At 64.1% G+C, this 24,487-nt stretch carries 24 protein-coding genes; 3 read left to right on the top strand and 21 right to left on the bottom strand.

What is annotated here, in order from left to right; genetic code table 11:
* Positions 1-50 precede the first annotated feature (50 nt).
* The 17 genes from KP001_RS01815 to KP001_RS01740 form a co-directional block, all read right to left on the bottom strand.
* Positions 51-947, bottom strand: coding sequence for a bifunctional enoyl-CoA hydratase/phosphate acetyltransferase (locus tag KP001_RS01815; protein ID WP_217287889.1), 897 nt, complete (start codon positions 945-947; stop codon positions 51-53).
* Between the two features lie 132 nt (positions 948-1,079).
* Positions 1,080-1,307, bottom strand: a complete 228-nt coding sequence (locus KP001_RS01810; protein ID WP_217287888.1) for a MoaD/ThiS family protein — start codon at positions 1,305-1,307, stop codon at positions 1,080-1,082.
* 20 nt (positions 1,308-1,327) lie between these two features.
* A complete protein-coding gene (locus KP001_RS01805; protein WP_217287887.1) occupies positions 1,328-3,055 on the bottom strand; it encodes an aldehyde ferredoxin oxidoreductase C-terminal domain-containing protein in 1,728 nt (575 codons plus the stop codon).
* 234 nt (positions 3,056-3,289) lie between these two features.
* Positions 3,290-4,057, bottom strand: coding sequence for an SDR family NAD(P)-dependent oxidoreductase (locus KP001_RS01800; RefSeq protein WP_217287886.1), 768 nt, complete (start codon positions 4,055-4,057; stop codon positions 3,290-3,292).
* A gap of 443 nt (positions 4,058-4,500) precedes the next feature.
* A complete protein-coding gene (buk, locus tag KP001_RS01795) occupies positions 4,501-5,574 on the bottom strand; it encodes a butyrate kinase (RefSeq protein WP_217287885.1) in 1,074 nt (357 codons plus the stop codon).
* A 14-nt stretch (positions 5,575-5,588) separates the two neighbouring features.
* Positions 5,589-6,509, bottom strand: coding sequence for a SphA family protein (locus KP001_RS01790; RefSeq protein WP_217287884.1), 921 nt, complete (start codon positions 6,507-6,509; stop codon positions 5,589-5,591).
* A gap of 33 nt (positions 6,510-6,542) precedes the next feature.
* Positions 6,543-8,096: an FAD-binding oxidoreductase gene (locus KP001_RS01785; protein ID WP_217287883.1), complete on the bottom strand. Its 1,554-nt coding sequence runs from the start codon at positions 8,094-8,096 to the stop codon at positions 6,543-6,545.
* Positions 8,097-8,141: 45 nt separating this feature from the next.
* Positions 8,142-9,731 (bottom strand): FAD-binding oxidoreductase, encoded by a 1,590-nt coding sequence (locus KP001_RS01780; RefSeq protein ID WP_217287882.1) that lies wholly within the window; start codon positions 9,729-9,731, stop codon positions 8,142-8,144.
* 26 nt (positions 9,732-9,757) lie between these two features.
* A complete protein-coding gene (locus KP001_RS01775) occupies positions 9,758-10,177 on the bottom strand; it encodes a twin-arginine translocation pathway signal protein (RefSeq protein WP_217287881.1) in 420 nt (139 codons plus the stop codon).
* Positions 10,174-10,551 carry a c-type cytochrome gene (locus tag KP001_RS01770; RefSeq protein ID WP_217287880.1) on the bottom strand — a complete coding sequence of 126 codons (378 nt, stop codon included), beginning with the start codon at positions 10,549-10,551 and terminating at the stop codon, positions 10,174-10,176. The genes KP001_RS01775 and KP001_RS01770 overlap by 4 nt, the downstream gene beginning before the upstream one ends.
* A gap of 23 nt (positions 10,552-10,574) precedes the next feature.
* On the bottom strand, positions 10,575-10,766 hold the full coding sequence (locus tag KP001_RS21845) for a hypothetical protein (RefSeq protein WP_239027867.1): 192 nt from the start codon (positions 10,764-10,766) through the stop codon (positions 10,575-10,577).
* Complete coding sequence (locus KP001_RS01765) at positions 10,763-11,515, bottom strand: c-type cytochrome (RefSeq protein WP_239027866.1); 753 nt, start codon at positions 11,513-11,515, stop codon at positions 10,763-10,765. Before KP001_RS01765 ends, KP001_RS21845 begins: the two co-directional genes overlap by 4 nt.
* A 13-nt stretch (positions 11,516-11,528) precedes the next feature.
* Positions 11,529-12,032 carry a QcrA and Rieske domain-containing protein gene (locus tag KP001_RS01760; RefSeq protein WP_217287879.1) on the bottom strand — a complete coding sequence of 168 codons (504 nt, stop codon included), beginning with the start codon at positions 12,030-12,032 and terminating at the stop codon, positions 11,529-11,531.
* A 66-nt stretch (positions 12,033-12,098) separates the two neighbouring features.
* Positions 12,099-12,620, bottom strand: coding sequence for a cytochrome b family protein (locus tag KP001_RS01755; protein WP_217287878.1), 522 nt, complete (start codon positions 12,618-12,620; stop codon positions 12,099-12,101).
* A gap of 36 nt (positions 12,621-12,656) precedes the next feature.
* On the bottom strand, positions 12,657-13,400 hold the full coding sequence (locus tag KP001_RS01750) for a cytochrome b N-terminal domain-containing protein (protein ID WP_217287877.1): 744 nt from the start codon (positions 13,398-13,400) through the stop codon (positions 12,657-12,659).
* A 13-nt stretch (positions 13,401-13,413) separates the two neighbouring features.
* Positions 13,414-15,258 carry an FAD-dependent oxidoreductase gene (locus KP001_RS01745; protein ID WP_217287876.1) on the bottom strand — a complete coding sequence of 615 codons (1,845 nt, stop codon included), beginning with the start codon at positions 15,256-15,258 and terminating at the stop codon, positions 13,414-13,416.
* A 160-nt stretch (positions 15,259-15,418) separates the two neighbouring features.
* On the bottom strand, positions 15,419-16,561 hold the full coding sequence (locus KP001_RS01740; protein ID WP_217287875.1) for a hypothetical protein: 1,143 nt from the start codon (positions 16,559-16,561) through the stop codon (positions 15,419-15,421).
* A gap of 782 nt (positions 16,562-17,343) precedes the next feature.
* Between KP001_RS01740 and KP001_RS01735 the strand changes: the two genes are divergently transcribed.
* The gene (locus tag KP001_RS01735; protein ID WP_217287874.1) at positions 17,344-19,092 is read left to right on the top strand and encodes a sigma-54-dependent Fis family transcriptional regulator; all 1,749 of its coding nucleotides are present in this window, start codon (positions 17,344-17,346) and stop codon (positions 19,090-19,092) included.
* A 3-nt stretch (positions 19,093-19,095) separates the two neighbouring features.
* On the opposite strand, the gene KP001_RS01730 is transcribed toward KP001_RS01735, so the two are convergent.
* The 4 genes from KP001_RS01730 to KP001_RS01715 all read right to left on the bottom strand — a co-directional run bounded on the left by KP001_RS01730 (position 19,096) and on the right by KP001_RS01715 (position 23,123).
* The gene (locus KP001_RS01730) at positions 19,096-20,214 is read right to left on the bottom strand and encodes a radical SAM protein (protein WP_217287873.1); all 1,119 of its coding nucleotides are present in this window, start codon (positions 20,212-20,214) and stop codon (positions 19,096-19,098) included.
* 21 nt (positions 20,215-20,235) lie between these two features.
* The gene (locus KP001_RS01725; protein WP_217287872.1) at positions 20,236-21,414 is read right to left on the bottom strand and encodes a vWA domain-containing protein; all 1,179 of its coding nucleotides are present in this window, start codon (positions 21,412-21,414) and stop codon (positions 20,236-20,238) included.
* Positions 21,415-21,418: 4 nt separating this feature from the next.
* Positions 21,419-22,276, bottom strand: coding sequence for an AAA family ATPase (locus KP001_RS01720; protein ID WP_239027865.1), 858 nt, complete (start codon positions 22,274-22,276; stop codon positions 21,419-21,421).
* Positions 22,277-22,349: 73 nt separating this feature from the next.
* Entirely contained in the window at positions 22,350-23,123 is a 774-nt protein-coding gene (locus KP001_RS01715) for an IclR family transcriptional regulator (RefSeq protein WP_217287871.1), read from the bottom strand.
* A gap of 268 nt (positions 23,124-23,391) precedes the next feature.
* Between KP001_RS01715 and KP001_RS01710 the strand changes: the two genes are divergently transcribed.
* Positions 23,392-23,784 carry a hypothetical protein gene (locus KP001_RS01710; RefSeq protein WP_217287870.1) on the top strand — a complete coding sequence of 131 codons (393 nt, stop codon included), beginning with the start codon at positions 23,392-23,394 and terminating at the stop codon, positions 23,782-23,784.
* A gap of 19 nt (positions 23,785-23,803) precedes the next feature.
* Positions 23,804-24,364: a dihydrofolate reductase family protein gene (locus KP001_RS01705; protein ID WP_217287869.1), complete on the top strand. Its 561-nt coding sequence runs from the start codon at positions 23,804-23,806 to the stop codon at positions 24,362-24,364.
* Positions 24,365-24,487 lie beyond the last annotated feature (123 nt).

Raw genomic sequence — 24,487 nt, 5'->3', positions numbered from 1 at the left:
CTTCGGCGTGGTCACGCCTCCCCTCCCGCAGGGGACGGGGGCTTATGGCGTCAGGAAACGTAGGTGGCGATGGCTATCGAGTAGAGCTTGGTGTCGGTGGTGTCGGCCCGCGAGGTCATCACGATGGGGACCTTGGCCCCCACCACCGCTGCGGCGACCTTCCTCTGCGAGAGGAAGGTGAGCCCCTTGTGGATGGCGTTCCCCACCTGGAGGTTCGGGACCAGCACGATGTCCGCCTGTCCCGCCACCGGTCCGCCGATCTTCTTCTGCCTCGCCGCGACGACCGAGATGGCGTTATCCAGGGCGAAGGGGCCGTCGACGAGGGCGTTGGCGATCTGGCCACGCTCTGCCATCTTGCTCAGCACCGCGGCGTCCATGGTGTCCGGCATGGTCGGGTTCACCACCTCCACCGCGGAGAGCACCGCCACCTTGGGCTGCTGGTAGCCGAGGCTCATGGCGAGCCCTACCGCGTTCTCGATCAGCTGCTTCTTCTCCTCGAGCGTCGGGGTGATGTTCATGGCGCAGTCGGTGAACATGAGGAGCCCATCCCCTTCCGGTTTCTCGGTCACCGTTATCTGGCTGATCAGGTTGCTGCCGCGCAGCCCCTTCTCCTTGTCCAGGAGGGCCTTCAGAAAGAGCGCCGTCTGCAGCTCCCCCTTCATCACCAGGTGCGCCTTCCCCTGGACCACGAGACTCACCGCCCTCTCCGCCGCCTCCTTGTGGCTGGCACAGTCGTGGATCTCGAAGTCGGAGGGCTCCAGCCCATGCTGGCGCAACAGTTCGATGATGCGCTTCTCGTCGCCGGTGAGGATGAACCGGGCGATCCCCTTCTGGACCGCCTGCTTCACCAGCTTGATAATCGCCTCGTCCTCCGCCACCGCCACGGCGATGGATTTGGTCTCCTTCCCCCTCACGGCGGCGTAGAGGTCGTCCAGGCATCTGATCATGGTCGTCTCCTTTACTTGCGCTGATTGCTGATGATCAAGTCCCCCCTCCCCTGGCGGGAGGGGGTTAGGGGGTGGGGGTAGGTGCCATCGTTCGAGTTGGTGGCCGCTTCACCCACCCCCTGCCCCCTCCCGTCACCCTCCCGCGATCCAGGGGGCGAGGTGCAGGACGTCCCCGTGGGTCAGCGGGTACGCCATTGGGGCATGGCGCCCGTTCACCAGCGACATCCCCACCTCCTTCTCGCAAATCCCCATGGTGGAAACCAGGCTTCCCACCGTGGTCCCCTCGGGAATCTGCTGCAGCTCCTGCTTGAAGCGGTCGGTCCGGAAGGTCGCCAAAAGATTCACAGTCACCTCGATCATGGTGCTCCCCCCTCTAGCCTCTAGAAGTTCCAGAACTGGTCGATTTCCTCGCCGGTGAAATCCCACACCGCTCCGCTTGGGGCGAGCGGCTCTCTGAAGAACTCGGGGAGCCGGTCGTGTTCGCTGGTGAAGCCGGCAGCCTGGTTGAAGGCCCGCTCGGTCTTCAGCGTGTTCACCCCCAGTCCCCCGAACCATTCCGGGGTCAGCTCCAGGCCGAAGCGGGCGTTCAGCATGTCCACGATGGCCGGGACGCAGGTCGGATCGTCCGCGGAGGGAAATCCAATGAAGAGGCACAGCCCCAGGGAGTCGAGCATCACCGTCGCGATCTGCAGGTGCCGCGACAGCTCCACCTGCCCGTCCTTCTTGAGCGGGTCGACTATCCCGCCCCCCACCCCCATCAGGTTGGTGGCGACCGCGTAGCCCGCGGTGTGGTCCGCTCCCATGGTGCTGGTGGCGTAGGTGATGCCGATCCCCTTGATGGCCCTGGGGTCGTAGGCCGGAATGGCCTGGTTCTTCACCACCGGCACCCGCGTCACGCCGTACACCTTCCCGACGCTGGCAGCACCGCTTCCGATGGTGCGCCCGAGCGAAGTTCCGGCCCGCAGCTCCTCGCGCAGCAGCCTCAGCACGCCCTGGCCGTCGCCGAAGGGAAGCACGCCACCGTCCATGGCGACCCCGATGGCGACCGCGGTCTCGATGGAGTCGATGCCGATGTCGTCCATGAGATGGTCCGCCTCGGCGATCACGTCGAGGTCGCCGATCATGGCGTTGGCGCCCAGGATCTCGATGGTCTCGTATTCAAGGCCGGAGGTGACGTATTTCCCCTTCTTGTCCAAAAAGACCTGGGAGCACTTGATGACGCAGCCGGACTGGCAGCCGTGGCTCGGGTTGCCGCCGCGCTCGATGATGGTCTCGCGCAGGGTCTCGCCGGAGATCTTCTCGTTGTCGTGGTACTGGCCGTGCAGGAAGTTCCTGGTGGGGAGCCCGCCGGCCGCGTTGACGATGTTCACCATCTCGGCGGTGCCGTAGGTGGGGAGCCCCTGCCCGGTGCCGGGATGGTTCATGATGGCCTGGGCGAAAGTGCGCGCCGCCTGGGTGAATTTCCCCGGATCAGCCAGGGGGACCGCCGGAGTGCCTTCTCCGTCCAGGGCGATGAACTTGATCCTCTTGGACCCCATCACCGCGCCCAGACCGCCGCGCCCGTGGCTTCTCAGCTTCCCGTCGATGTCCCGAACCGAGATGTTGGCCGCGAGCATCTTCATCTCGCCCGCCGGGCCGATGGTGAGGACGCCGGTCTTCCCCAGCCGCTTTTCCAGCGCCTCGATCACCGCGAAGTTCCCCTTGCCGATCAGCTCCTTCTCCTCGACGATGGTGACGCCGTCCCTGGTCAGGTGCAGCCCGTACCACGCCTCCCCCTTGGGGATCCCCTCGATGATCAGCGCCTTCACCCCCAGGCGCGCCAGCACCTGGGCGGCGGTGCCGCCGGCGTTACTCTCCTTGATGGTGCCGGTGAGCGGGCTCTTGGCGCCGGCCGACAGGCGGCCGCTGTTGACGGCGGTGGTGCCGCTCAGCATCCCCGGGGCGAAGACGAGCTTGTTGTTCTCCCCGAGCGCGTGGCAGGTGGGAGGGACCTCTTTGGCCACGATGGCGGAGGTGAGAGCACGCCCTCCAAGTCCCGTCCACGGGGTCGGGACCGGCTCGACGGAGCACTGCAAAGACGACATGTCCACACGGTAGATTTTGTCCATAGCTATCCTCTCCTTTGCTGCGAATGTCCCGGGGGAGCAGCGTTTCATGTTCTTCCTGGGATGTGGGGGTGGCCTGGCTTTGGTTCCCCCTCCCCTTGCGGGAGGGAGGTAGGGGGTGGGGGAATTGGCCATCGCTTCCCCTGCTTGCGGCTTCACCCACCCCCCCGGCCCCCTCCCGTCAAGGGAGGGGGAGACTCGTCCCAGGCACCGCCCGCGCTCCCCCGCCGTTCTCCCCTAGTGGAAGGAGAGCCCGCCGTCGTGAACGATCATCTGCCCGGTGATGAAGGCGGAATCGTCGGTGGAGAGAAAGAGCGCCAGGCCGATCAGGTCCTCCGGCACCGCCTCGCGCTTGATGCAGCGGGCGTTCAACTGCAGGGTCTCCAGCGGCGGGATGTCCATCGCCTTGTTCTTGTCGAAGTTGTTGCCCCCCTCCGAGTGGGTGAAGCCCGGGGCGATGGTATTCACGTTGATCTTGTAGTCCCCCATCTCGCGCGCCATGGAGCGGGTGAGCGCCATGATGGCCCCCTTGGAGGCGACGTAGTGCGGCATCCCCGGGACCCCCTCGTTGATGGAGGAGGAGCCGATGTTGACGATCTTGCCCCCTTTTTGCTTCATGAACGGGAAGACCGCCTTCATGCAGTGGAACTGCCCGACCACGTTGATCTCCAGCACCTTCATGAACTCCTTGGTGGTGTACTCGGTGAAGGGCTTCATGACGATGCTGCCGAAGACGGCGGCGTTGTTGACCAGGATGTCCACGCTGCCGAAGCGCTCCCTGGCGGCTGTGGCCATGGCGTCGCACTGCGCCTGGTCGGTGACGTCGGTTTTGACGTAGATCGCCTCGCCCCCCGCCTTCTTGATCTCCTCGACCGCCTTCTGCCCGTCAATGACGTCGGCGATCACCACCTTCGCCCCCTCTTTCGCGAACCCCAGTGCGTAGGCGGCGCCGATACCCTGTGCGGACCCCGTGATGATGGCAACTTTTCCGTTGAGTCTTCCCATGGTCGTATCTCCTTTTTGGTTGGATTGATTGCTTATTGATCTGTACTTCTTCCGTATGTCATCCCCTCTCCCCATGGGAGAGGGTGGCCGCAGGCCGGGTGAGGGAGGTGCCGGAACCGCGATGGCAGCCAGTTGCAACGCCCTCACCCCAACCCTCTCCCAGAGGGAGAGGGAGCGACCGGTTGCAACGCCCTCACCCCCTCCGTATCTCTGTCATCCCCTCTCCCCGTGGGAGAGGGTGGCCGCAGGCCGGGCGAGGGAGGTGCCGGAACCGCTATGGCAGCCGGTTGCAATGCCCTCACCCCACCCCTCTCCCAGAGGGAGAGGGAGAACCCGGTTGCAACGCCCTCACCCCTTCCGTATCTCTGTCATCCCCTCTCCCCATGGGAGAGGGTGGCCGCAGGCCGGGTGAGGGAGAGGCCGCGCCAGCTGATACAAGCGAGCTACGAGTACACCGCCAGGTCCTCTTCCCTGTTGAAGTAACGGAGCACCGCGTCGGCCAGCGCCTCCATCTCGTTCTCGCCGGGGTTCAGGTGCACCGGGGCGATGAAGGAGATCTTTTTGAGCAGGCTCTCCAGGAGCACCTTCGAGTAGACCAGGCTCCCGGTGAGGGCGATGGCATCCACCTTCCCTTCCAGGACCGCCGCGGCGGCGCCCACTTCCTTCGCCACCTGGAACACCATCGCCTCGTACACCTCGGCCGCCTTCTGGTCCCCCTGGGCGATGCGCCTCTCGATCTCGATGGCGTTGGTGGTCCCGAGGTAGGCGTAGAGCCCCCCCCGCCCGGTGAGGAGCTTCAGCACCTCGTCCTTCGTGTACTCCCCGCTGAAGCAGAGCTTCACCAGGTCCCCCGCCGGCAGCGTCCCGGCCCGCTCGGGGGAGAAGGCGCCGTCCCCGTCAAGCGCGTTGTTCACGTCGATGATCTTCCCGTTTCTGTGCGCGCCGACCGAGATGCCGCCTCCCAGGTGCACCACGATCAGGTTCACATCCTGGTAGTTTTTCCCCAGCTCCACCGAGACCTTCCTGGCGGTCGCCTTCTGGTTCAGGGCGTGGAAACTGCTCTGCCGGGCGATCTGCGGGATTCCGGAGTAGCGGGCCGAGGTGCAGAGCTCGTCGGTCATGGGGGGATCGGCGGTGAAGACCGGGATGTCGTGCTCCCGCCCGAGGTCGTACGCCACCAGCCCCCCGACGTTGATGGGGTGCGCGCCGTAGATGCCGCTCTTCATGTCCTCGATCATCCTGTTGCAGACCCGGTAGGTCCCCCCCGGCAGCGGCTTCACATTGCCGCCGCGGCAGGCAATCGCGTTCATGTCGGTAACGGACAGCCCGTTATCGGAGAGGACCCCGATGATGGCCTCCTTCCGGTAATCGTACTGGTGCCAGATGGTCGGGAACTTCCTCAGCTCCTCGTCCGCGTGCTTCACCGATTCGTTCACCTTCATCTCGCCGTCCAGGTGCACCCCGATCTTGGTGGAGGTGGAGCCGGGGTTGATGATCAGTATCTTGGCGCTGTTCATGGTTGACTCCGTTGTTAGAAGGAATAGACCAGGTCGATCCAGGTCTGGTTCGCCTCGATCCGGTTCTCTGCCGACACCGGGATCACGTACTTGCCCACGAGGCCGAACTTGCCGTTTTGGTAGCGCACCGCCGGGCCCATGGAGAATTCGCGGTCCCTGGTGTCGGGGCGCCTGGCGCCGCCGATCTTGTCGTCCTGCAGCCCCTGCCAGATCCAGCCGGTGACCCCGAGCTTCAGGGCCGGCGTGACGGCGTAGTTCAGCATGTAGTCCATGTGCACCGCCTGCCCGGTCTGGTAGCCGCGCAGTCCGGTACCCGCCTCCACGTAGTCCGAGTTTTTGGTGTGGTAGGAGTACATGAGCTTCGCGCTCGCCTCGATGCCGTTGTCGAAGAGACCGGTCACCGCGATCACCGGTTCGATGATGAAGGCGTTGTTGCCGGCGTTGATCGGCTTGGCGGGATCGAAGGCGCCGGTGGGGGTGATCACGTCCAGCACGGTCAGCAAGTGCCAGGTCTTGGTGTGCCACGCCATGCCGACCCCGAAGTAGATGTCGCCAAGCCCGCCGTCATGCCCGTTGACGCTCACCGGTCCCCCCGGGGTCTGGGCTTTGACGTTGGCCTCCACGGAGAGGATCGGGATGATGGAGTGCATCAGGAAGTTCCCCCCGAAGAGCCCCTTGTCGGAGACGTAGATGGGACGGAAGGCGATGGCGGTCAGCGTCCCCTCGCCGTCGGTGATTCCCTGCCCCTTGTTCTGGACCTTCTTGATGTCCAAAAACACGTTGTAGTCGATCAGGTGCAGCCCCGGCGGCGGCGCGGCCCCGGCGTAGAAGTCGGCGGTTCCGTTGAAGGAACTGCTGTTAAAGGCGTGGACCGGGCGGCAGATGAAGAGTGCGGCCAAAACGAGGACGAAGATCGATATCCGTGCGTGCGTCATTGATGCCTCCTGAAATCAATTGCAGGTAAGGGGTCAGGCCAGGGTGATACCCGACTTGCCCGGGGCCACGATGTTGTTCGGGTCGAGGGCTTTCTTTACCGTCCTGTTGAAGCGCCGCATGGCCGGCCCGTAGGAATCGGCCACCTGGTTCATGAAAGCGGGGTTGGTGCGGTTGATCCCCCAGCCGCGCTTGGTGAAGGACCTGGTCAGCTCGTCGAAGCACTGGTGCGCCCGGCGGGACTCGGCCGCGTCGGCGCGGTTGAAGCGCAGGTCAATGACGTGGCGGGCGTCGCGCCAGAAGAAGACCAGCTCGCTCAGGTAGTCGAAACCGTGCCGGTTCACGATCCCGGTGGCGAGCTTCACCTGCTGGGCGATCTCGCCGGGGCGGGCCGCCGCCGTGGGCTGGAAGCGCATGGAGCCGCCGCCGGCGCGCCAGGAGTCGAGCGGGTCGGCGCTGGTGACTTCCCCCTTCATGAGCTGGGCGCGGTACAGGAAGGCAGGGTCCCCCTTCGCCTCCTTCTCGGTGATGATCTTGATCTTGTTGCCGAAGGCCTTGCTGAAGGTGCCGAAGACGTACTTCCAGTTCAGCTCCACCTGCTCGGGCGAGCCGTAGACCGCGCCGTAGAGGTTCCAGGCACCCACGCCGTAGCTGTCCTGCACCTTGCGGGTGGCGAGCGTCCCCTTGCCGGCGTTCACGAAGCCGCTCTTTCTCCCCTGCGCCACCGTGGCCGCCTCCCATCCCGCGTTGACCAGGGCGCAGGCGTTGGGGACGATCTGGGTCTCACGCAGGAACATGAGGGGCTTGACGATGTGCTGAACCATGTCGGTGCTTGGGAACCTGATGCAGAAAGGCTTGTATCCCCCCGGCGGCGGGGGAGGCATGAGCCACCCCCCCACCTTGGTGACGATGCCGCTGTTCCCCTGCGAGAAGAGGCCGTCCACGTAGGGGCCGAAGCCCCATTTGAAGACCTGCCAGCTGGTGGTCTTGGGGATCCCCCCCATGCCGGTACGGATCAGGCTGCCGTCCCCCAGCACCACCTCCATGCCGCAGGAGAAGAGGAAGGACTCGCTGTAGGGGGTGTAGCCGGTGCCGCGCTCCAGGATGTTGCCGGCGATACTCACCCCCGCCGCCGGGGCCGGGGTGTCCAGCCAGAGGTCGATCCTGTTCTTGGCGAGGTAGCGCTGCAGGTCGTCATAGGTGACGCCGGGCTCCACCAGGCAGTAGCCGAGTTCGCGGTCCACCTCGATGATCTTCTTCATCCCGGAAAGGTCGAGGACGATCTGCCCGTCGGTGGCCGGGGTGGCGCAGCCGTAGCCCCGGTTCTCCCCGCCGTAGCAGGTCCAAAGCGGGGTCCTGTAGCGGTTGGCGATCCTCACCACCCCCTGCACCTCGCTTTCGCTGGCCGGGTACAGTGCCGCCGAGGGGCGGTGCTGGGCGGTCTGCGCCAGCGTGTTGTTGAGATAGCGCTGCAGGGACGCCGCGTCGGTCCTGACCCGGTTCTCCCCCAGAAGGGAGCGGTACTCCCGGATCGCCTTGGCGAAGGTCTCTTCGTTTATCCCCTTGGGGAGTGCCATAAAGCTGCTCATCTGGATGCCTCCTCGACTGTGGTGGTCTGTTGCCCGGTTCAGGCGCTAGGCCTGCAGGTTGATCCCGGACTTGCCCGGCGCCAGGATGTTGTTGGGGTCCAGCGCCCGCTTCAGCTTGTGGTGGATGTCGCGCATCCCCTGCCCGTAGCTGCGGGAGACCTTGTCCATGAACGCGGTGTTGGTCCGGTAGGTCCCGTAGCCGTTCTTGGTGAAGACGGTGAGGAGCTCGTCGAAGCACTGGTAGGCGCGCTTCATCTCCTCCGGCTGGGTGCGGTCGTAGAGCAGGTCGATGATGTGGTGCATGTCGCGCCACCCGACGATGAACTCGGAGACGTAGTCGAAGCCGTACTTGTTGAGGATGTCCGTCGCCACCTTCATCTGCTGCTCGCACTCGGAGGGGCGCGCCGCCGCCACCGGGGCGAACCACATCGAGCCGCCGCCGCCGCGCCAGTTGTACAGGCCGAACTCCTGGAGGGTGGAGCCCCCCATCATCAGCTGGCGGCGGTACTCGAAGATCGGGTCGTCTTTCGCCTCCCTCTCGGTGATGATGCGGACGTCCTTGCCGAACTTCTGCTTGAAGGCCCCCGAGACGTACTTCCAGTTGAGCGCCACCTGCTCGGGGGAGCCGTAGAGCGCCGCGTAGAAGTTCCAGGCCCCCACGTCGTACTTGTCCATGATCTGCTGGAAGACCTTCGGAGGGAGCGAGCCCCTCCCCTTGTAGAAGGTCTCCCGGTTGGTCCCCTTGCCGTTCTTGTCGTAGGTGAAGTACCCCGCCGCCTCCCACCCCGCGTTCACCACGATGCAGGCGTTGGGGATGATCTGGCTCATGCGCAGGGGCATCAGGGTCTTGATGATGTCGGGAAGCATCTCCACCTTGGGGAACTTCATCAGGAACGGGTAGTACCCGCCCGGCGGGGGCCCTTTCATGAGCCACACCCCGAGCTTGGTGATGATCCCCAGGTTGGACTGGGTGAACAGGCCGTCCACGTAGGGGCCGTTGCCCCACTTGTTGGTCTGCCAGGAGCTCGAGTTGGCAAGCCCCCCCGTGCCGGTCCTGATGACATCACCGTTGGCCAGCACCACCTCCATCCCGCAGGAGAAGAGGAAGTGCTCGCCGTAGGGGGTGTACCCGACGCCCCGGTCGGCGGTGTTCCCCACCGGGCTCGCCATCGCCGACGGGGCAGGGACGTCGACCCAGAGGTTCATCCGGTTCTTCTTGAAGTGCTGCTGCAAGTCGTAGTAGGTAACCCCCGGCTCCACCAGGCAGTACCCGAGCTCCTCGTCCACGTGCACGATGCGGTTCATGGTCTTCAGGTCCAGGACGATCTGGCCGCGGGTCGCAGGAGCCGCCGTGCCGTACCCCATGTTCTTCCCGGTGGAGACGGTCCAAAGGGGGGTCTTGTACTTGTTGGCGATCCCCACGATCTTCTGGATCTCCTGCACCGATTTCGGGTAGATCACCGCCGACGGCTTGTGCAGCTCCTCCGACTCCGGGATCATGATCTTCATGTAGGACTGCAGGGAAGCGGGGTCGGTCCTCACCCTCCCCTCGCCCAGGAGGGCGCGGTACTCATTTATCGCCCGGGCGAAGGTTTCTTCCGATACTCCCTTGGGAAGCGCAACGAAACGGCTCATCTTGATACCTCCTGGTCTGTGGCGTCCTATACCTCTACGGAGAAGGTGACCCGGTCCGGCCCGTTCTGGGTCACGTAGTGGAAGCGGCCGCCGCGATCGACGATGGCCTCGTGCACGACGGCGAAGCTCGCCTGGTCGAGGACCCCGACGAAGGTGTTGGTCCTCCCCCTTCTGGCGTCCTCGAAGAGGAGGGCCGCCTGGAAATAGCAGTCGGTGAGGGAGCCGGACAACGGCTGCACGCTCCACTCTCCCGGCGCGCTCTTTTGCATGCTCTCCACGAAGTCGCGGGCGCTCCCAAGGCCCGGGGCGTAGAGGCAGACGCCGCTGATGGCTCCCGCGGGTGCGGCCTGAGCGCTGCCTGCCAGGGTGCCGGTACCGGAAACCGCCATGGCCGCGCCCGCGGCTATCACCGTCTTGAAAAAGGACCTTCTGTTCTGGCTGATCATTTCTTTGCCCCTCCTTTTTGGGCCGGAACCGGCCGGTATGTGGGGTTGGTCTTCCGGTAGGCGGCGACGTCCTTCAGGTAGGCCACGAAGCCGTCCAGCTCTTTGGGCGGGACCTCGGAGAGCCTGAAGGCGGGCATGGCCTTCATCCCGAAGCGAACGTTGTTCCTGATGTACTGCTCGTGCAGGGGATTGCCGCTTTTACTCTGCATGTCGAAGATGCCGGTGGGGCCGATCTGGACCCCCTGCTGGTGGCACATCACGCAGTACATCTCGAAGGCGTAGGGCATCCGGGGCGGACCCGGCGCGGCCGGAGCCGGCGTGGTGAACGCCGCCAGTGAGAGCGCCGCCGCTATCGATAGGATGGTTTTTTTCATATCTCGCTCCTGTGTTGGTCCGGTTAAAGGCGCAGGTCCCGCTTGCCGTCCGCTTCCGCCTTGGACGAGGTGCCGAGTTCCGGCTCGGGGAGCACCGTGTCCACCCGGGGCGGCACATAGCCCGCGCGCAGCTTCGGGGTGTACTTGCGGGTGAACTCCCTCTGGTTCAGGCTCAGCACGTAGCTCGCCAGCGCCTCGACCTGCTTGTCGCTCATGGCGTAGCCGCGCATGGGGAGCCGGGGGAGACCCGCTGCGGGTCCTGGAAGTGCTCGATGACCCAGTTCTGCTTCGAGCGGCTCCCTTTCAGGTTCTCCAGGGAGAAGTTGCTGGGGTCCTTGTCCGCGAAGGAGCTCAGGTCGGGCCCGACCGCCCCCCCCTGGCCGTTGATCTGGTGGCAGCCGGCGCAGTGCAGCTCCTGGTAGAGGGCGCGCCCCTCGATCAGCTTGTCCGCCTTGATCGCCTCGAAGTTCTTGTGGCAGTAGCCGCAGCGCGACTGCATCAGCCCCTTCGACACCAGGGTCACCGGCCAGTTGTGGATCGGCTCGTGCGAGGAGCCGTAGTAGGTGGTGGCGAGCCCCTGTCCGCCGTGGCAGATGGTGCAGCCGAACCTGTCCACCGGGTGCTGCTTCAAAAGCTCCGGGTACGGGTGGGTCTTCAGCGGCTGGCGGGCCTGGGCGAAGAGCGGGTCCTCGATGGAGATGTGGCAGGTGACGCAGCGGTCCACCGTCTGCCATTCCGTCACCACCACCTGTTTGAGTTCCGGCTTCATCTGGGCGACCCTCTGGTACATGGCGGGGTTCTTGTCCCGGCCAAGCTTACCCATCAGCTTTTCCCGGTAATCCTCCTGGTAGTATTTCCATTCCCGGTTCGTGTCCCGGAAACCCGCCACACCCAGGAGGACCAGGCAGCCGAGCCCGCAGACGATGCAGAGTGTGGTGAGCCTACGCAAGACTGCTTTTTCCATCTCCATGCCCTCCCTAGACGACGAGTTTGGTCCGATCGCGGTTCACCTTGGAGGTGTCCACCACGAGGGCGCCGGTATGGTCCATGTACATCTCGTACCAGGGGAGGTCCTTCGGTGCCGGCCCGCCCAGCACCTCGCCCTTGTGGGCGAAGGTGGAGCCGTGGCAGGGGCAGGCGTAGGCCACGTCCGGGTCGTTCTCGACCTGCTTCACCAGGCACCCCAGGTGGGTGCAGGTGAGGGAAACGGCGTGGATGCCGTCGCGCTCCCTGACGATCTCGACGCCGCGCCCCTCGATGACGATGCGGCTGCCGATGGGGAAGGCGGCGAGTTCCCCCACCTTGAAGGCCCGGGCCGGTTCGTAGAGCACGTTGGGCTTCAGAAACCGCCCGGTCTGCAGCGCGATCCCCCCTACCCCCAGGGCCAGCGTGGTCGCCGTCACCTTCTTCACGAAACTCCTGCGCCCCTCGTCCAGCCCGTCGGGCATGGTCGCCGCGCCACCACAGTTGTTCAGTCCCATGACGTATCCTCCTTTTTGCAAAGCGATATCTGACTCTCTTCCGCCGTTAAGCACCCCTTTGCCCCCTCACTTCCAGGGGAGGTTGAGCGTCCAGTTCGGCCCGCGCAGGAACTGCCCGATCACGATCAGGATCCCCATGGACACCACGAAAACGGTGAAAATGGTGGTGGCGACCCTGCGCTCTTTGGCGAACCAGACCCCGACGCCGGCCGGGTTGCGGTCCAGGTACGGGAGGAACAGAAGCGACAGCACGATCGCCGCCGGGGCCACGATCCCCCCCAGGAAGGCCGAGTAGCTGACCAGCTCCTGGATCCCCACGAAGTACCAGGGCGCCTTGGCCGGGTTGGTGGAGTGCAGGGCGTTGGCCGGCTCCTCGAGCGGCGCGTTGAACAGAAGCGACACGCCGACGACCGCGATCCCCACCACCAGGAAGAGGAGCAGTTCGCGCAGCACCAGGTGCGGCCAGCTGGAAACGGTGTCGCCCGGGTCCTTGTCCACCTGGAGCGAATCCCCATCCACGATGGCCATCAGCGAGTAGGTCTTGTTGGGGTCCCTCGGGAAAATCTCTTCTTTTTTAACCAGATGCATGGCTGCACCTCCTTTGGGTCTGAATTAGATGCCGCGTTAACGGTCCGCCGGGCGGGAAAGGCCGCCGTCCTTGCGGATCCTCCAGAAATGGACCCCCATGAGGACGAGCGCCACCACGGGGAGCAGGGCCACGTGCAGCACGTAGAACCGGATCAGCGCCATCTGCCCGACCTCGTTGCCGCCCAGCATCACGAAGCGGATCTTCTCGCCGATCCAGGGGGCATAGGCCGCGATGTTGGACCCCACGGTGATGGCCCAGAAGGCAAGCTGGTCCCAGGGGAGGAGGTAACCGGTGAAGCTCAGGAACAGGGTCATCAGCAAAAGGGATACCCCCACCACCCAGTTGAACTCCCGGGGGGCCTTGTAGGAGCCGGTGTAGAAGACCCGGCACATGTGCAGGAACACGGCGGCGACCATGGCGTGCGCCGACCAGCGGTGGATGTTGCGCAGGATCACCCCGAAGGAGACCACGTACTCCAGGTCCTTCATGTTGTGGTAGGCGAGCTGCGTGGACGGGGTGTAGTAGAACATGAGCAGCGTCCCCGAGATCGCCAGGATCAGGAACAGGTAGAAGGAGATCAGCCCAAGCCCCAGCGTGTAGCCGAAGCGAAGCGAGTTCTCGTGCACCCGGGCCGGGTGGATGTGCAGGAAGACGTTGCCGAAGACCGCCGCCGCCCGCGCCTGTTCCGGCGTCCCCTCCACGGGGCGGACCACCGAGCTCCTGATGTTCTTGGGGAGGTTCTTGATGGAATCTCTGATTGTGTAGACCGTTGCGCTCATAGGTTTTCTCCTCCTATTCCCATTCCTCGTCGAGGTTGAACTCCGCCATGGTGATGGCGCCGCCGGGGCAGCGCCGGGCGCACATGCCGCAGGAGACGCACCTGCTCTCGTCCTTGATGATCGCGGTCCTCGCCCTGGTCCCGGGCGCCCCCTTCTTCAGGGCGGCGGTGAGCTGTGCCAGCCTCTCGTCCCCCTCGATATCCTCCAGGCGCACCAGCTTCAGCGTCCCCTGCGTGCAGGTGTCGACGCAGGTGCCGCACAAAAGGCAGCGGGAACGGTCGAAGACGGTCTGGATGCTGCACTGCCGGCAGCGGGCCGCCTGCTCGCGGGCCTCTTTTTCCTCAAACCCCAGGGTGATCTCCTCCCGGGTCCGCACCCTCACCTGCGCCTCCCTTTTGGGGATCCTGGCGGCGGCGATGGTGTCGCAGCGGGTGTTCAAAAAGTCCGCCGGCAGCGCCCTCATGTGACCCGTCTGCCTGACGTTCAACGCCTCGCCGCGCAGGTAGCCGTGGATGGAGCGCGCCGCCTTCTGCCCGTCGGCGATCGCCTCGGTCGCGTTTCTGGCGAAGCGCCAGCGCACGTCCCCACCGGCGAAGACCCCGGGGAGGCTCGTGGACATGTCGTCGCCCGCCTTGATCTGCCCGGCCGGGGTGACTTCCAGCCCTTCCAGCCCTTTCAGGGAGGCAAGGTTCGAGGCCTGCCCCACCGCGAGGATCACCGAGTCCACCCGGATTACGTGCTCCGAGTCAGGCTCATAGCTCGGGTTGAACCTCCCCTCCCCGTCGAAGATGGAGGCCACCTTCATGAACTGGACCCCGGTCACCCTGCCGTCCTCTCCCAGGAAGCGCTGCGGCCCCAGGGAAGGGTGGAAGGTGATCCCCTCTTCCTGCGCGTCCTCGATCTCCACGCGGCTGGCAGGCATGGTCTCCCACGATTCCAGGCAGGCGATCATCACCTGCTCCGCCCCCTGGCGCACCGCGTGCTGGGCGCAGTCGATGGCGACCCCGCCCCCCCCGATCACCAGGCAGCTCCTCCCCAGTTCGATCTTGTCGTGGTTTCTGACGTAATCGATCCCGGTGTGGACGCCGCGCAGCCCCGTCCCCTCGATCTCGATGCGCATCGGGTCCTGCAGGCCGATGGTTAATAGCACCGCCTGGTACCCCTCTTCGCGCAACTGGGTGAGGGTCAGGTCGGCGCCCACCGTGGTGTTCAGCCTGAGCTCCACCCCGAGTTCCAGGATGGCGTCGATCTCCTTTTGCAGGACGTCCTTGGGGAGGCGGAACGCCGGGATGCCGGAGCGGAGCTGCCCGCCTGCGTGGGGAGCCGCCTCGAAGATGGTCACCGCGTACCCCAGGAGCGCCAGGTCGTGGGCCGCGGCAAGCCCGGTGGGGCCGGAACCGACGATGGCCACCCGCGCCCCCTGGGCGGCGGCCGCCTGTTTCGTCCTGGCCTTCCCGACCTGCCTGGAGAGGTTCAGCACGTGGTTGCCCGCGCGGTCGCTCACCCAGTCGGCGCGCCGGGAAAGCTCGTCCAGCCGCTGCACCACGCGCTTCGTGGAAGCGGCGCCGTGCTGGTCGCAGGCGAAGCGCTTCAGCGCCCTTATGTCCACCGGGCTGCCGGTCTCCCCCTTGCGGCAGGACTTCTCGCAGGGCGCGGTGCAGACCCTGCTGCAGACCGAGACCAGCGGGTTGGTCTGCCGGGCGATCAGGTAGGCCTTCTCGTAGTCCCCCCTGGAGATGGCGCTCACGTAGCGCTTGGTGTCCGTCCCCACGGGGCAGGCGCTCTGGCACGCGGTCAGCGCCCGGTACTCCTCGATACCCAGGATCCTCACCTGGTACTTGCCGGTTTGTTGTTCCATTTCCGACTCCTCTTTGGCAGGTGTCTTGTCTCCCCTCGCCCTGTGGGAGAGGGGCGGGGGTGAGGGGGGTGCCCCAGCCAGGACCCCATCGTCGTGGCATCCCCCTCCCCCCCTTCGGGCACCCTCTCCCGCGGGAGAGGGGATGGACGGACGTACGGTGCTACTCGGGCGCGGGAGGAGGACCGCCCGGTGCAAGCGGCGCCCTCAGGAAATAGAAGTTGTGAATCAGCGTCAAAAGGGCCACGAAGTGGAGGGTGAACAGCACGGAAACCACGTTCAGGTCGAAGGGGAGCCCCGCCGCCTGGACCCTGGCCACGACCGGAGGCATGATCAGCCGCATCAGTGCGATCCAGCCGAAGGCCAGGATGATCTCGGTCGCGAAGTTGCAGATGCCGCGGGTCGGCTGCTTGTACTTTGCGAACGGGTAGTAGCCGAAGATGGCGCCGTGGAAGTTCTGCATCCCGATGATGGAGCCACCAAGGGCCGCGAAGGAGAAGGTCGGGGACATGAACTTGAGGCTCACGCTCCAGCAGAGCCAGCCGAGGAGGATGCAGACGGCGGTGTTGGCGATCTCCCCCAGGGGCTGCCGCATTTTGTAGAAGGGCCACTGCTGGAAGGTGAGCACGTTGGAAAACGCCTGGATCCAGACGATGATCCAGACCAGCAGGCCGAAGAACCACTCCGCCTGGAAAGGACCTTTCGGGTCGTAGGGAGCGCCGGCGAAGGGGGTGCCGGAGAGGTTCACCAGCTGCCACAGGAGTGCCGTAATGCCGACGATGACCGCCCCACCGCCGATGCCGCGCACGGCAGGGGAGCACGTCCGGTTCAGGGGCCAGCCGTTCCACGAGAAGGCGTACCAAAGGGTCACCGTGAAGAGGATGATGCCCCACCAAAAGCCGACCGGGAAGAGCGGGAAGCGGGGGTAAAGGTGCGTGGTGGCCAGGGGGCCCGCAACGGCCACCGCGGTGAGGAGCGCCGTGGTGGCGAGGCCGGGCTTCCAGATGCCGTCGCCCGGCTTCCAGTCGCCCAGGGGGGGCGCGAAGGGCCACCCTCCCGAGACCAGCGGGGAGAAGACGACAATGCCGAACAGCACGTAAAAGGACGCGGGGAGGAGCACGGTGAAGAGCAACCCGGTGGGGATGAAATACATCATCGCCCAGCTAAGCCCCATGAACACGGCAAGGTAGACCACAAGCTGCCCGAATCCCGGGGCTGCGGCCGCGCGGCTCCCACCGGCATCGATGCAGGCCGTCTCGATTGCTTCCATGGTCACGCCGTCCTGCCCATCACCCGATATACTCATGGCCCGTCCTCCCTTCTGGATATTTTCAACAAACGGTTTTTTGCACTAATGAATAGGCAGCATCTGGAAACGCCAGCGTTGCGACCACGGATCTCACGGGGAAAATACATCGTGAATCAAGTGAATTATCAAGCCAACAGCGGCCGGAACCATGCACTCCACCTTGCCAGGACCCGCAGCAGCCGTTTTCTCGCTGGAACACCCTCTCCATAGCACGCGTAATGCCAAAACATCGTTTTCAATTGTATGCAAGATTGTCTTTTCAGGAAAATCCATGTGAAATCTGCGTCTTGCGAACCTGAGGGGGGCGTAAACTTTGCCGCACACGATTTACCCGCGGCCGGAGGGAGCAGCTCGGCTCTTCACCAATTGATGAAATCTGATGGTGGTGACCCGGGCGGTTTTTATCATTTGATGAAGTCTATGCGGCAAGCACTGCAGCGGAAAAACCCCACAACCTCCCCTATCAGCCCGATATGACTGGGCAATAACGGTGAATGTTGCGCCGGGGCCTAAAGCGCGCCCTGCGCGAGCACATGGGAGAGAAGGTGAGAAACAGCGGGGGCGGGGGAAAAGGTGGCGGGGCCGGGAACCGGCGCCGGGATATACGGATCCAACGAAGAAGCGGCTTGCAAATGTCTACAAATGAATATAACATTGTTCTCCGTATTATGGTATTACAATACCACTGCTCTTACTTCTTTGGTAGCTAAGAGGGGCGGAGTGTGGGCAGGTCCTTCTCGAACCGCTGTTTCGGGAGGGGCGTGGAGGGCAGGACGAAGATGAGCAAGTCACAGAAAAAGAAAAACATTCCCGGCGACGCCACAAAGCACAAGGTGCGTTCCCTGGTGCAATTTTGCGCCGACACCGGCAACATCTGGCTGCACGAACACCGCATGCTGCTGATCCACGCGGAGGCGCAGGGGGCCATGCGCAGGGAACTGATCGACACCCTGGGGATGAGCCGCGCCAGGGCCCTTCTCATGCGCATGGGTTTCGCTTCCGGCGTTCAGGACGCCGAGGTGTTCAAAAGACAGCTCGAAGGGGTCTCGGACCAGGAGGCGTTCCTGGTCGGGACACAGCTGCACACACTGGAGGGGGTCGCCAAGGTCACCACGCTGGAATTGGAGGTCGACCGGGCTGCGGGAAAGTTCTCCGGTCAGTTCATGTGGGAGAACTCCTGGGAAGGAAACTGGCACATGAGGCACTACGGCCCCCACTCGGCCCCGACCTGCTGGAGCCAACTCGGCTATGCCTGCGGCTACACCTCGGCTCTCATGGGGCGTCCCATCCTCTACAAGGAGGTGGAGTGCATCGGCAGGGGGGACAAGCATTGCCGCACCGTCGGCAAGCCGCTGGAGGAATGGGATGACACGGAGGAGTTCAAAAGGATCTTCCACCCGGACCCCATAGCCGACGAGCTCAGGGAACTGCAGACCCAGGTGGTGGAGCTGCGCTCCGCCATCAACGAAAAGGAGAAACTCCCCGCGGACGTGGTGGGCAAATCCCCCGCGTTCCTGACGGCATACGGCCTGCTCAAGCAGGCGGCGGGAAGTCAGATCACGGTCCTTTTGCAGGGGGAGACCGGGGTGGGCAAGGAGGTGTTCGCGCGCACCCTGCATGAGCGGAGCACTAGGAGCAAGGCCCCCTTCATCGCCGTGAACTGCGCCGCCATCCCCCATGACCTGGTGGAATCGGAGCTGTTCGGCGTGGAAAAGGGGGCCTACACCGGGGCGCTCGCATCGCGCCCGGGGCGCTTCGAGCGGGCCAGCGGCGGCACCTTGTTCCTGGACGAGATCGGCGACCTGCCACTGCCGGCGCAGGCGAAACTGCTGCGCGTGTTACAGGAGGGGGAAATCGAGCGGCTGGGGGACCACAAGGTCCGCAAGGTGGACGTAAGGCTGGTGGCGGCCACCAACATCGACCTGAAACAGCTGGTGAGCGAAGGGAAGTTCCGCTCCGACCTCTACTATCGCCTCAACGCGTTCCTGGTCAAGATCCCGTCGCTCAGCGAGAGGAAGGAGGACATCCTGCTGCTCGCGGAGCGCTTCGTGGAGAAATACGCGGCGATACAGGGGAAGAAGCTGCGGGGCTTCACCGACAAGGCCAAGCGGGCCCTGCTGGCGTACCCCTGGCCGGGCAACATCCGGGAACTGCAGAACATGGTGGAGCGCGGGGTGATCCTGGCCCAGCACGGCGCCCGCATCGAGCTGGACCAGATGTTCTCCTCGACCGCCGACGAAGCAAACGTGGAATACAGCGTCAGCAGCACCGGCAACCTCGACCTCAATCACAGTTCGGCGGGAAAGGCACTGTGCGAGGCGGTTCTGGAAGGGGGCCTGACCCTTGAGCAGGTGGAGAGCATGATGATCAGGGCCGCCGTGGAAAAGGAGGGTGGCAATCTTGCCGCTTCGGCGCGTGCGCTGGGGCTCACCCGCCCGCAGCTTGCCTACCGCCTGGGGAGCCTGCAGCAGAAAGGGGAAGGCTCTTTCCGCCTCCAGGATCCTTTCGTCAACCCCGACATCTGCTGAGGATCACCAGTAGATCCCCCTTCTCATCCTCTCCTGCATCATCGCGTGCATCCGCTCATCCACGTTGGCCGCCGTGATCCCCGCTTTTCGGCACATCTCCCGCACCGGGTCGACCCGTTCGGTGCGCTGGAGGTCATCGAGTCGCTGCAGGGACCCGGTCCTTTTCCCCACCTGGAACAGGACCCGCTGATCCGGCTCCAGCTCCATGAACCTCGTGGGCACCGCGACCATGCGCTCCTTACCGCCGGGGAAGGCGCCGTTGATCTCCTGGAACAGGTTGAAGCCATGGTCGCTTCTGACCGCGCCGGTGATGCCGTCGAGCCTTTCGAGGAAGGTGCGGGTCTCCCGTGCCAGCACCAGGTCCGGCGCAAAGCGGAAGGGTTTGCCGCCGTCCGGGAAAAGGTCCAGGTTGTCCAGTACGTGCAACGCCCTGAAGCGGATGAAGTCCGGGTTGATCCGGTTGATGACGTCGGCGCTCTCCTCGGCGTGCTCGCGCGAAAGCTCCGTCCCCCCCAGACCGGCCAGGAAATACTCCGATAGTTCGATCCCCGCCCCCTTCACCTTGAGCCCCGCCGCGACCTGCTCCTCCTTCCCTACCCCCTTGCGCACCAGCTTGAGCAGCGTCTCGGAGCCGGTCTCCATCCCCACGTGAATCCGGTTCAGCCCGGCCGCGGCGAGTTCCTTAAGCGCGCCATCCGGGGTACGGGCGAGGCTCGCGGAGCGGGCATAACAGGTGATCCTCTTCACCCCGGGAAACCTCTCCCGCAGGTGGTGGAGGATCCGCAGCAGGTTTTCCGGCCGGCAGGTGAAACTGTCCGCATCCTGCAGGAATACCGACTCCATTCCGGAGCCGTACCAGTTCCAGGCGGCAAGCACTTCCTGCTGCTCCCCCGACAGGGATTGCGGTGGCGCACCCGCGGCGATCTTTTTGATCAGATGGTGGATGGTGTCGATGTCACGGATGACGTCCTCGGCCGGCCGGATGGAGAACTTCCGCTTCTTGTAGAGGGAGCAGAAGGTGCAGCGGTTCCAGGGACAGTTCCGGTTCACCCGGATCAAGAGGCTGTCGGCCTCGCTGGGGGGGCGGATCGGGCCCTGCTCGAACCCGGCGTATGGTGCCATGGGAACCTCCTGAAGGGGGCGTTACCTGTTCAGCAACTCGACTGCCTGCCCTACCCCGTCCACCGTCAGGGGAAACATGCGGTCCCCCATCATCCGGCGGATGATGCGGACCGAGCTGCTGAACTCCCACTCGCGCTGGGACACGGGGTTCAGCCAGACGGCGCGCGGGTACTGGGCCAGCAGCCGGGACAGCCACACCGACCCCGCCTCCGCGTTGTCGTGCTCCACGCTCCCCCCCCGCCACTCGATTTCGTAGGGTCCCATGGTGGCGTCCCCGACCAGGATCAGCTTCCAGTCCGGGCCGAAGTGGTGGATCAGGTCGAAGGTGGGGAGATGATGGTGGTGACGGCGCCGGTTGTCGCGCCACACCTTCTCGTAGACGCAGTTGTGAAAGTAGAAATGCTCCAGGTGCTTGAATTCGCTGCGGGCCGCGCAGAAGAGCTGCTCGCAGTCTTCCACGTGCGGGTCCATCGATCCTCCCACGTCCAGCAACAAAAGCACCTTCACCTTGTTGTGCCGCTCCGGGACCATGCGCAGATCCAGGTACCCGGCGTTGTTTGCGGTGGCCCGGATGGTGCCCGGAAGGTCGAGCTCCTCCTGTGCGCCCTCGCGGGCGAAGTGGCGCACCCGGCGCAGGGCCATCTTCATGTTGCGGGTGCCGAGCTCCGCCGAGCCGTCCAGGTTGCGAAACTCACGCCTGTCCCAGACCTTGACCGCCCGCCGGTGGCGCGACTCCGGCTGGCCTATCCGGATCCCCTCGGGGTGGTAGCCGTAGGCGCCGAAGGGGGAGGTGCCGCCGGTGCCGATCCACTTGCTGCCCCCCTGGTGACGCTCCTTCTGCTCGGCAAGGCGCTGTTTCAGCGTCTCCAGGAGCTTGTCCAGCCCCCCCAGCGCCTGGATCTGGCGCTTTTGCTCCTCGGACAGGAACTTCTCCTTGATCTTGCGCAGCCACTCCTCCGGGATCCCGGCGAAAAGCCCGCCTTCCCCGAGGGTGGCTCCCTGGAAAAACTCCATGAAGACGCGATCGAACTTGTCGTAGTTGACTTCATCCTTCACCAGGATGAGGCGCGCGAGGAAGTAGAATTCCTCGGCGCTGCCAAAGGCCAGCCGTTTCTCCAGCGCCTCGAGCAGCGTCAGGAATTCGTACAGCGTGACCGGCACCCCGGCCCGCTTCAGCCCCAGGAAGAAGTCGATCAGCACGTCTTCAGGCCCTGAAGCCTGAACCGGTGCGCCGGGGCTGCGTCTGGAACAGCTGCAGGTCCTGTTCGTTTTTCAGCAGGGCGCCGTGCAGGGGCGGCATCACCCTCTCCCTGGCCGCAGCCTGCAGTGCCTGAGGCGACACCCCTTCCGCCGCCAGGATCTTCAGCCAGTCGAGGAGCTCGGAGGTGGAAGGCTTCTTCTTCATCCCCGGCATTTCCCTGACACCCAGAAACACCCCCAGGGCCTCGGTCACCAGTGCCCGGTTCAGGCCGGGGTAGTGCACCGAGACGATGCTCTCCAGCGTCTCCCGGTCCGGGAAGCGGATGTAATGGAAGAAGCAGCGGCGCAGGAAGGCGTCCGGCAGCTCCTTCTCGTTGTTGCTCGTGATGATGATCACCGGGCGGTGCCTCGCCTGCACCAGTTCCTTCGTCTCGTAGACGTAGAACTCCATCCGGTCCAGTTCGCGCAGCAGGTCGTTGGGGAACTCGATGTCCGCCTTGTCCACCTCGTCGATCAAAAGCACCGCCTGCCGTTCCGATTTGAACGCCTCCCAGAGCTTCCCCTTCACGATGTAGTTTCCTATCTCATGCACACGAGCGTCGCCAAGCTGCGAGTCGCGCAGGCGCGAGACCGCGTCGTACTCGTAGAGCCCCTGCTGGGCCTTGGTGCTCGACTTGATGTGCCACTGGAACAGCGGCTTGTCCAGAGCACGGGCCACCTCCTCCGCAAGCATGGTCTTGCCCGTTCCCGGCTCACCCTTCACCAGCAGCGGCCTCCCCAGCACCATCGCGGAGTTGACAGCCAGCTTCAGGTCATCCGTCGCTATGTAGGAGTCGGTTCCCGCGAATTTTATGTCAGTCATTTTTGTGCCCCATCCCTAGTGACGTTATCGGCAGTCATGCGTTGCCGGTCGAAGACCTTGTGACGCTCCTCGTTTAATAGCCGAACCTGGCGGAAATATCGGCCGCACCCTGCTTCAGCAACGGCACCAACTCATGCTCCATCCGTTCCAGCGGAAAGCGCTGCGAAGGCCCCAGGATGCTGAGAGCACCTATGACGCGCGAGGTGTAGTCGCGGATGGGCGCCCCGACGCTGGTCACCCCCATGTTCAATTCCTCCATCTCCATCGCGTACCCCTGTTGGGCGATCACCCGCAGTTGGTGCTTCCAGCTTTCTGGATCAACGATGGTATGTGGGGTATGCTTTTCGAACTTGTTCGTGGAGGCGTATTTGACGATGGCCTCCTCGGCGAAATGGGCCATGAGCGATTTACCCGGCGCGGTGCAATATGCGGGCAAATGCACACCAAGAGCAGGTATGACGCGCAGGTTGTGATCGCACTGCACGGCGTCGAGATTGATCACCCTGTAGTCGGCCATGATGGAGACGCACGCGGTCTCGTTACATTCACGCACAAGCCGCTCCATCACCGCCCGCGACCGTCCCAGCCCTCGCTGCCTGAAGGCGTTCTGGGAGAGTTCCACCGTTTTGAACCCGAGCTGGTAGCGCTCGGTCACCGAGTCCTTGCCGAGGTAACCGCGCAGTTCCAACGTGGCCAGCAACCGGAATACGTTGTTTTTGGGCAACTTGAGGCGCCGGCTCAATTCGGTCAAGCCGACCTCATGGTCATCCCCGAGGAACTGCTCCAGAACGTCCAGAGCCCGGCTGACGCTTCGGTTATAGTTCGTCTTTTCCCCGCCCTTTTTCATGACTCACGTCCCCTGTACTTCCCCCCACAGCGGCAGGACCGCCAGCACCATATTAGTAATATGGTACCTCAATACCACAAAGGAAAAGGCGTGTCAATTCCCGTATGATGAAAGCCTGTTGGCAAGCCCCCCCTGAGCCACGAGCCTCCCCAGAAATAGCTTGAACAGTGACAGGGTTTACATTAGATTGCGGCTTCACTGCCTGCTTGTGGCATCGTAGAAGAGACCTGCTTTGTGACCGAATCCCCCCTTATCCAAGGAGCCCGCCATGCGTTACATCAACACCGACAAAATCCTCGCCGCCCAGCTCACCACTCCGGCTGAAAACCCGCTCGTCGGCGACGACACGCGCCTCATCGACGTCTGGTTCGACGGCAGCGCCGTGCGCAAGCAACTGTTCAAGAAGGTGCACAAGACCGAGCAGGAGGCGATGGCCCAGGAACTCGAGAAGAGGGGTTTCATCCGCTCCGGGAATCTCCTGATCAACCCGAAGGGAGTCCTCTTCGCCGAGATGGAGCACGAGATAGTCGGCGGCCTCGTCACCATCGGTTACCAGGACAACGGCAAACCGGTCGAGCTGAAGATGGATACCCAGGCCTTCAAGGAGCTGTGCGAGCGGCTGGGAAATCAGGAGAGTTCGGCTAGTCCGGAAAAGCCGTAACTTCGAGGGTGTATCCATCATGAAGACACTGTACTACGCGGCGGCCAGTCTCGACGGATTCATTGCCACAGAAGATGATTCGTTGGATTGGCTTTTCCCGTTAGGCAATGTGGACGACACCAGCTATCCCGCATTTATCGCTGAGGTCGGCGCAGTGGCGATGGGTTCAGCAACCTACGAATGGATGCTGCACCATGCCGACAAGGTGGCCCTCGAGACGGGGTCAGCGTGGCCGTACACTCAGCCAGTCTGGATATTTTCCAGCAGGGCGCTCCCGACCGTCAAGGGAGCCAACATCCATTTCGTCCACGGCGACGTCCGGCCTGTTCATGCCGAAATGATCAAAGCGGCCGGCTCGAAGAACATCTGGATTGTAGGTGGAGGTGATTTAGCCGGTCAATTCTACGATGCCGGGCTGCTGGACGAGATAATCGTGCAAGTCGGTTCGGTCACCTTGGGAAAAGGTAAGCCGCTCTTCCCGCGTCGCTTAGTCACCCCCCCTTTGACGTTGCTATCCGTGCAGCAGTTCGGCTCGGGCCTCGCCGAGTTGCGGTACCAGGTGCCGAAGTATGTCCCATGAGGCCGGAGGGGAAGCTGCAGTTATAGCCTCCCCTCCCCGGCTGCGCCCCCTCACGTCGGTCTTTCTTGTTACCTACGGATCCTTTCCTTTTACCTCACCACACTCACAGGCACATCCGGCTCT

This window comes from Geomonas subterranea, from assembly GCF_019063845.1.
GTDB classification, from domain to species: Bacteria; Desulfobacterota; Desulfuromonadia; order Geobacterales; family Geobacteraceae; genus Geomonas; species Geomonas subterranea.
Note: the sequence above shows the minus strand (reverse complement) of the source record. Positions and strands in the feature narration are given on the sequence as shown.

Excerpts from the sequence above, each read along its gene's own strand:
- KP001_RS01815 (WP_217287889.1), bottom strand. The coding sequence starts at position 947 with ATGATCAGATGCCTGGACGACCTCTACGCCGCCGTGAGGGGGAAGGAG.
- KP001_RS01810 (WP_217287888.1), bottom strand. The coding sequence starts at position 1,307 with ATGATCGAGGTGACTGTGAATCTTTTGGCGACCTTCCGGACCGACCGC.
- KP001_RS01805 (WP_217287887.1), bottom strand. The coding sequence starts at position 3,055 with ATGGACAAAATCTACCGTGTGGACATGTCGTCTTTGCAGTGCTCCGTC.
- KP001_RS01800 (WP_217287886.1), bottom strand. The coding sequence starts at position 4,057 with ATGGGAAGACTCAACGGAAAAGTTGCCATCATCACGGGGTCCGCACAG.
- buk (WP_217287885.1), bottom strand. The coding sequence starts at position 5,574 with ATGAACAGCGCCAAGATACTGATCATCAACCCCGGCTCCACCTCCACC.
- KP001_RS01790 (WP_217287884.1), bottom strand. The coding sequence starts at position 6,509 with ATGACGCACGCACGGATATCGATCTTCGTCCTCGTTTTGGCCGCACTC.
- KP001_RS01785 (WP_217287883.1), bottom strand. The coding sequence starts at position 8,096 with ATGAGCAGCTTTATGGCACTCCCCAAGGGGATAAACGAAGAGACCTTC.
- KP001_RS01780 (WP_217287882.1), bottom strand. The coding sequence starts at position 9,731 with ATGAGCCGTTTCGTTGCGCTTCCCAAGGGAGTATCGGAAGAAACCTTC.
- KP001_RS01775 (WP_217287881.1), bottom strand. The coding sequence starts at position 10,177 with ATGATCAGCCAGAACAGAAGGTCCTTTTTCAAGACGGTGATAGCCGCG.
- KP001_RS01770 (WP_217287880.1), bottom strand. The coding sequence starts at position 10,551 with ATGAAAAAAACCATCCTATCGATAGCGGCGGCGCTCTCACTGGCGGCG.
- KP001_RS21845 (WP_239027867.1), bottom strand. The coding sequence starts at position 10,766 with ATGAGCGACAAGCAGGTCGAGGCGCTGGCGAGCTACGTGCTGAGCCTG.
- KP001_RS01765 (WP_239027866.1), bottom strand. The coding sequence starts at position 11,515 with ATGGAAAAAGCAGTCTTGCGTAGGCTCACCACACTCTGCATCGTCTGC.
- KP001_RS01760 (WP_217287879.1), bottom strand. The coding sequence starts at position 12,032 with ATGGGACTGAACAACTGTGGTGGCGCGGCGACCATGCCCGACGGGCTG.
- KP001_RS01755 (WP_217287878.1), bottom strand. The coding sequence starts at position 12,620 with ATGCATCTGGTTAAAAAAGAAGAGATTTTCCCGAGGGACCCCAACAAG.
- KP001_RS01750 (WP_217287877.1), bottom strand. The coding sequence starts at position 13,400 with ATGAGCGCAACGGTCTACACAATCAGAGATTCCATCAAGAACCTCCCC.
- KP001_RS01745 (WP_217287876.1), bottom strand. The coding sequence starts at position 15,258 with ATGGAACAACAAACCGGCAAGTACCAGGTGAGGATCCTGGGTATCGAG.
- KP001_RS01740 (WP_217287875.1), bottom strand. The coding sequence starts at position 16,561 with ATGAGTATATCGGGTGATGGGCAGGACGGCGTGACCATGGAAGCAATC.
- KP001_RS01735 (WP_217287874.1), top strand. The coding sequence starts at position 17,344 with ATGAGCAAGTCACAGAAAAAGAAAAACATTCCCGGCGACGCCACAAAG.
- KP001_RS01730 (WP_217287873.1), bottom strand. The coding sequence starts at position 20,214 with ATGGCACCATACGCCGGGTTCGAGCAGGGCCCGATCCGCCCCCCCAGC.
- KP001_RS01720 (WP_239027865.1), bottom strand. The coding sequence starts at position 22,276 with ATGACTGACATAAAATTCGCGGGAACCGACTCCTACATAGCGACGGAT.
- KP001_RS01715 (WP_217287871.1), bottom strand. The coding sequence starts at position 23,123 with ATGAAAAAGGGCGGGGAAAAGACGAACTATAACCGAAGCGTCAGCCGG.
- KP001_RS01710 (WP_217287870.1), top strand. The coding sequence starts at position 23,392 with ATGCGTTACATCAACACCGACAAAATCCTCGCCGCCCAGCTCACCACT.
- KP001_RS01705 (WP_217287869.1), top strand. The coding sequence starts at position 23,804 with ATGAAGACACTGTACTACGCGGCGGCCAGTCTCGACGGATTCATTGCC.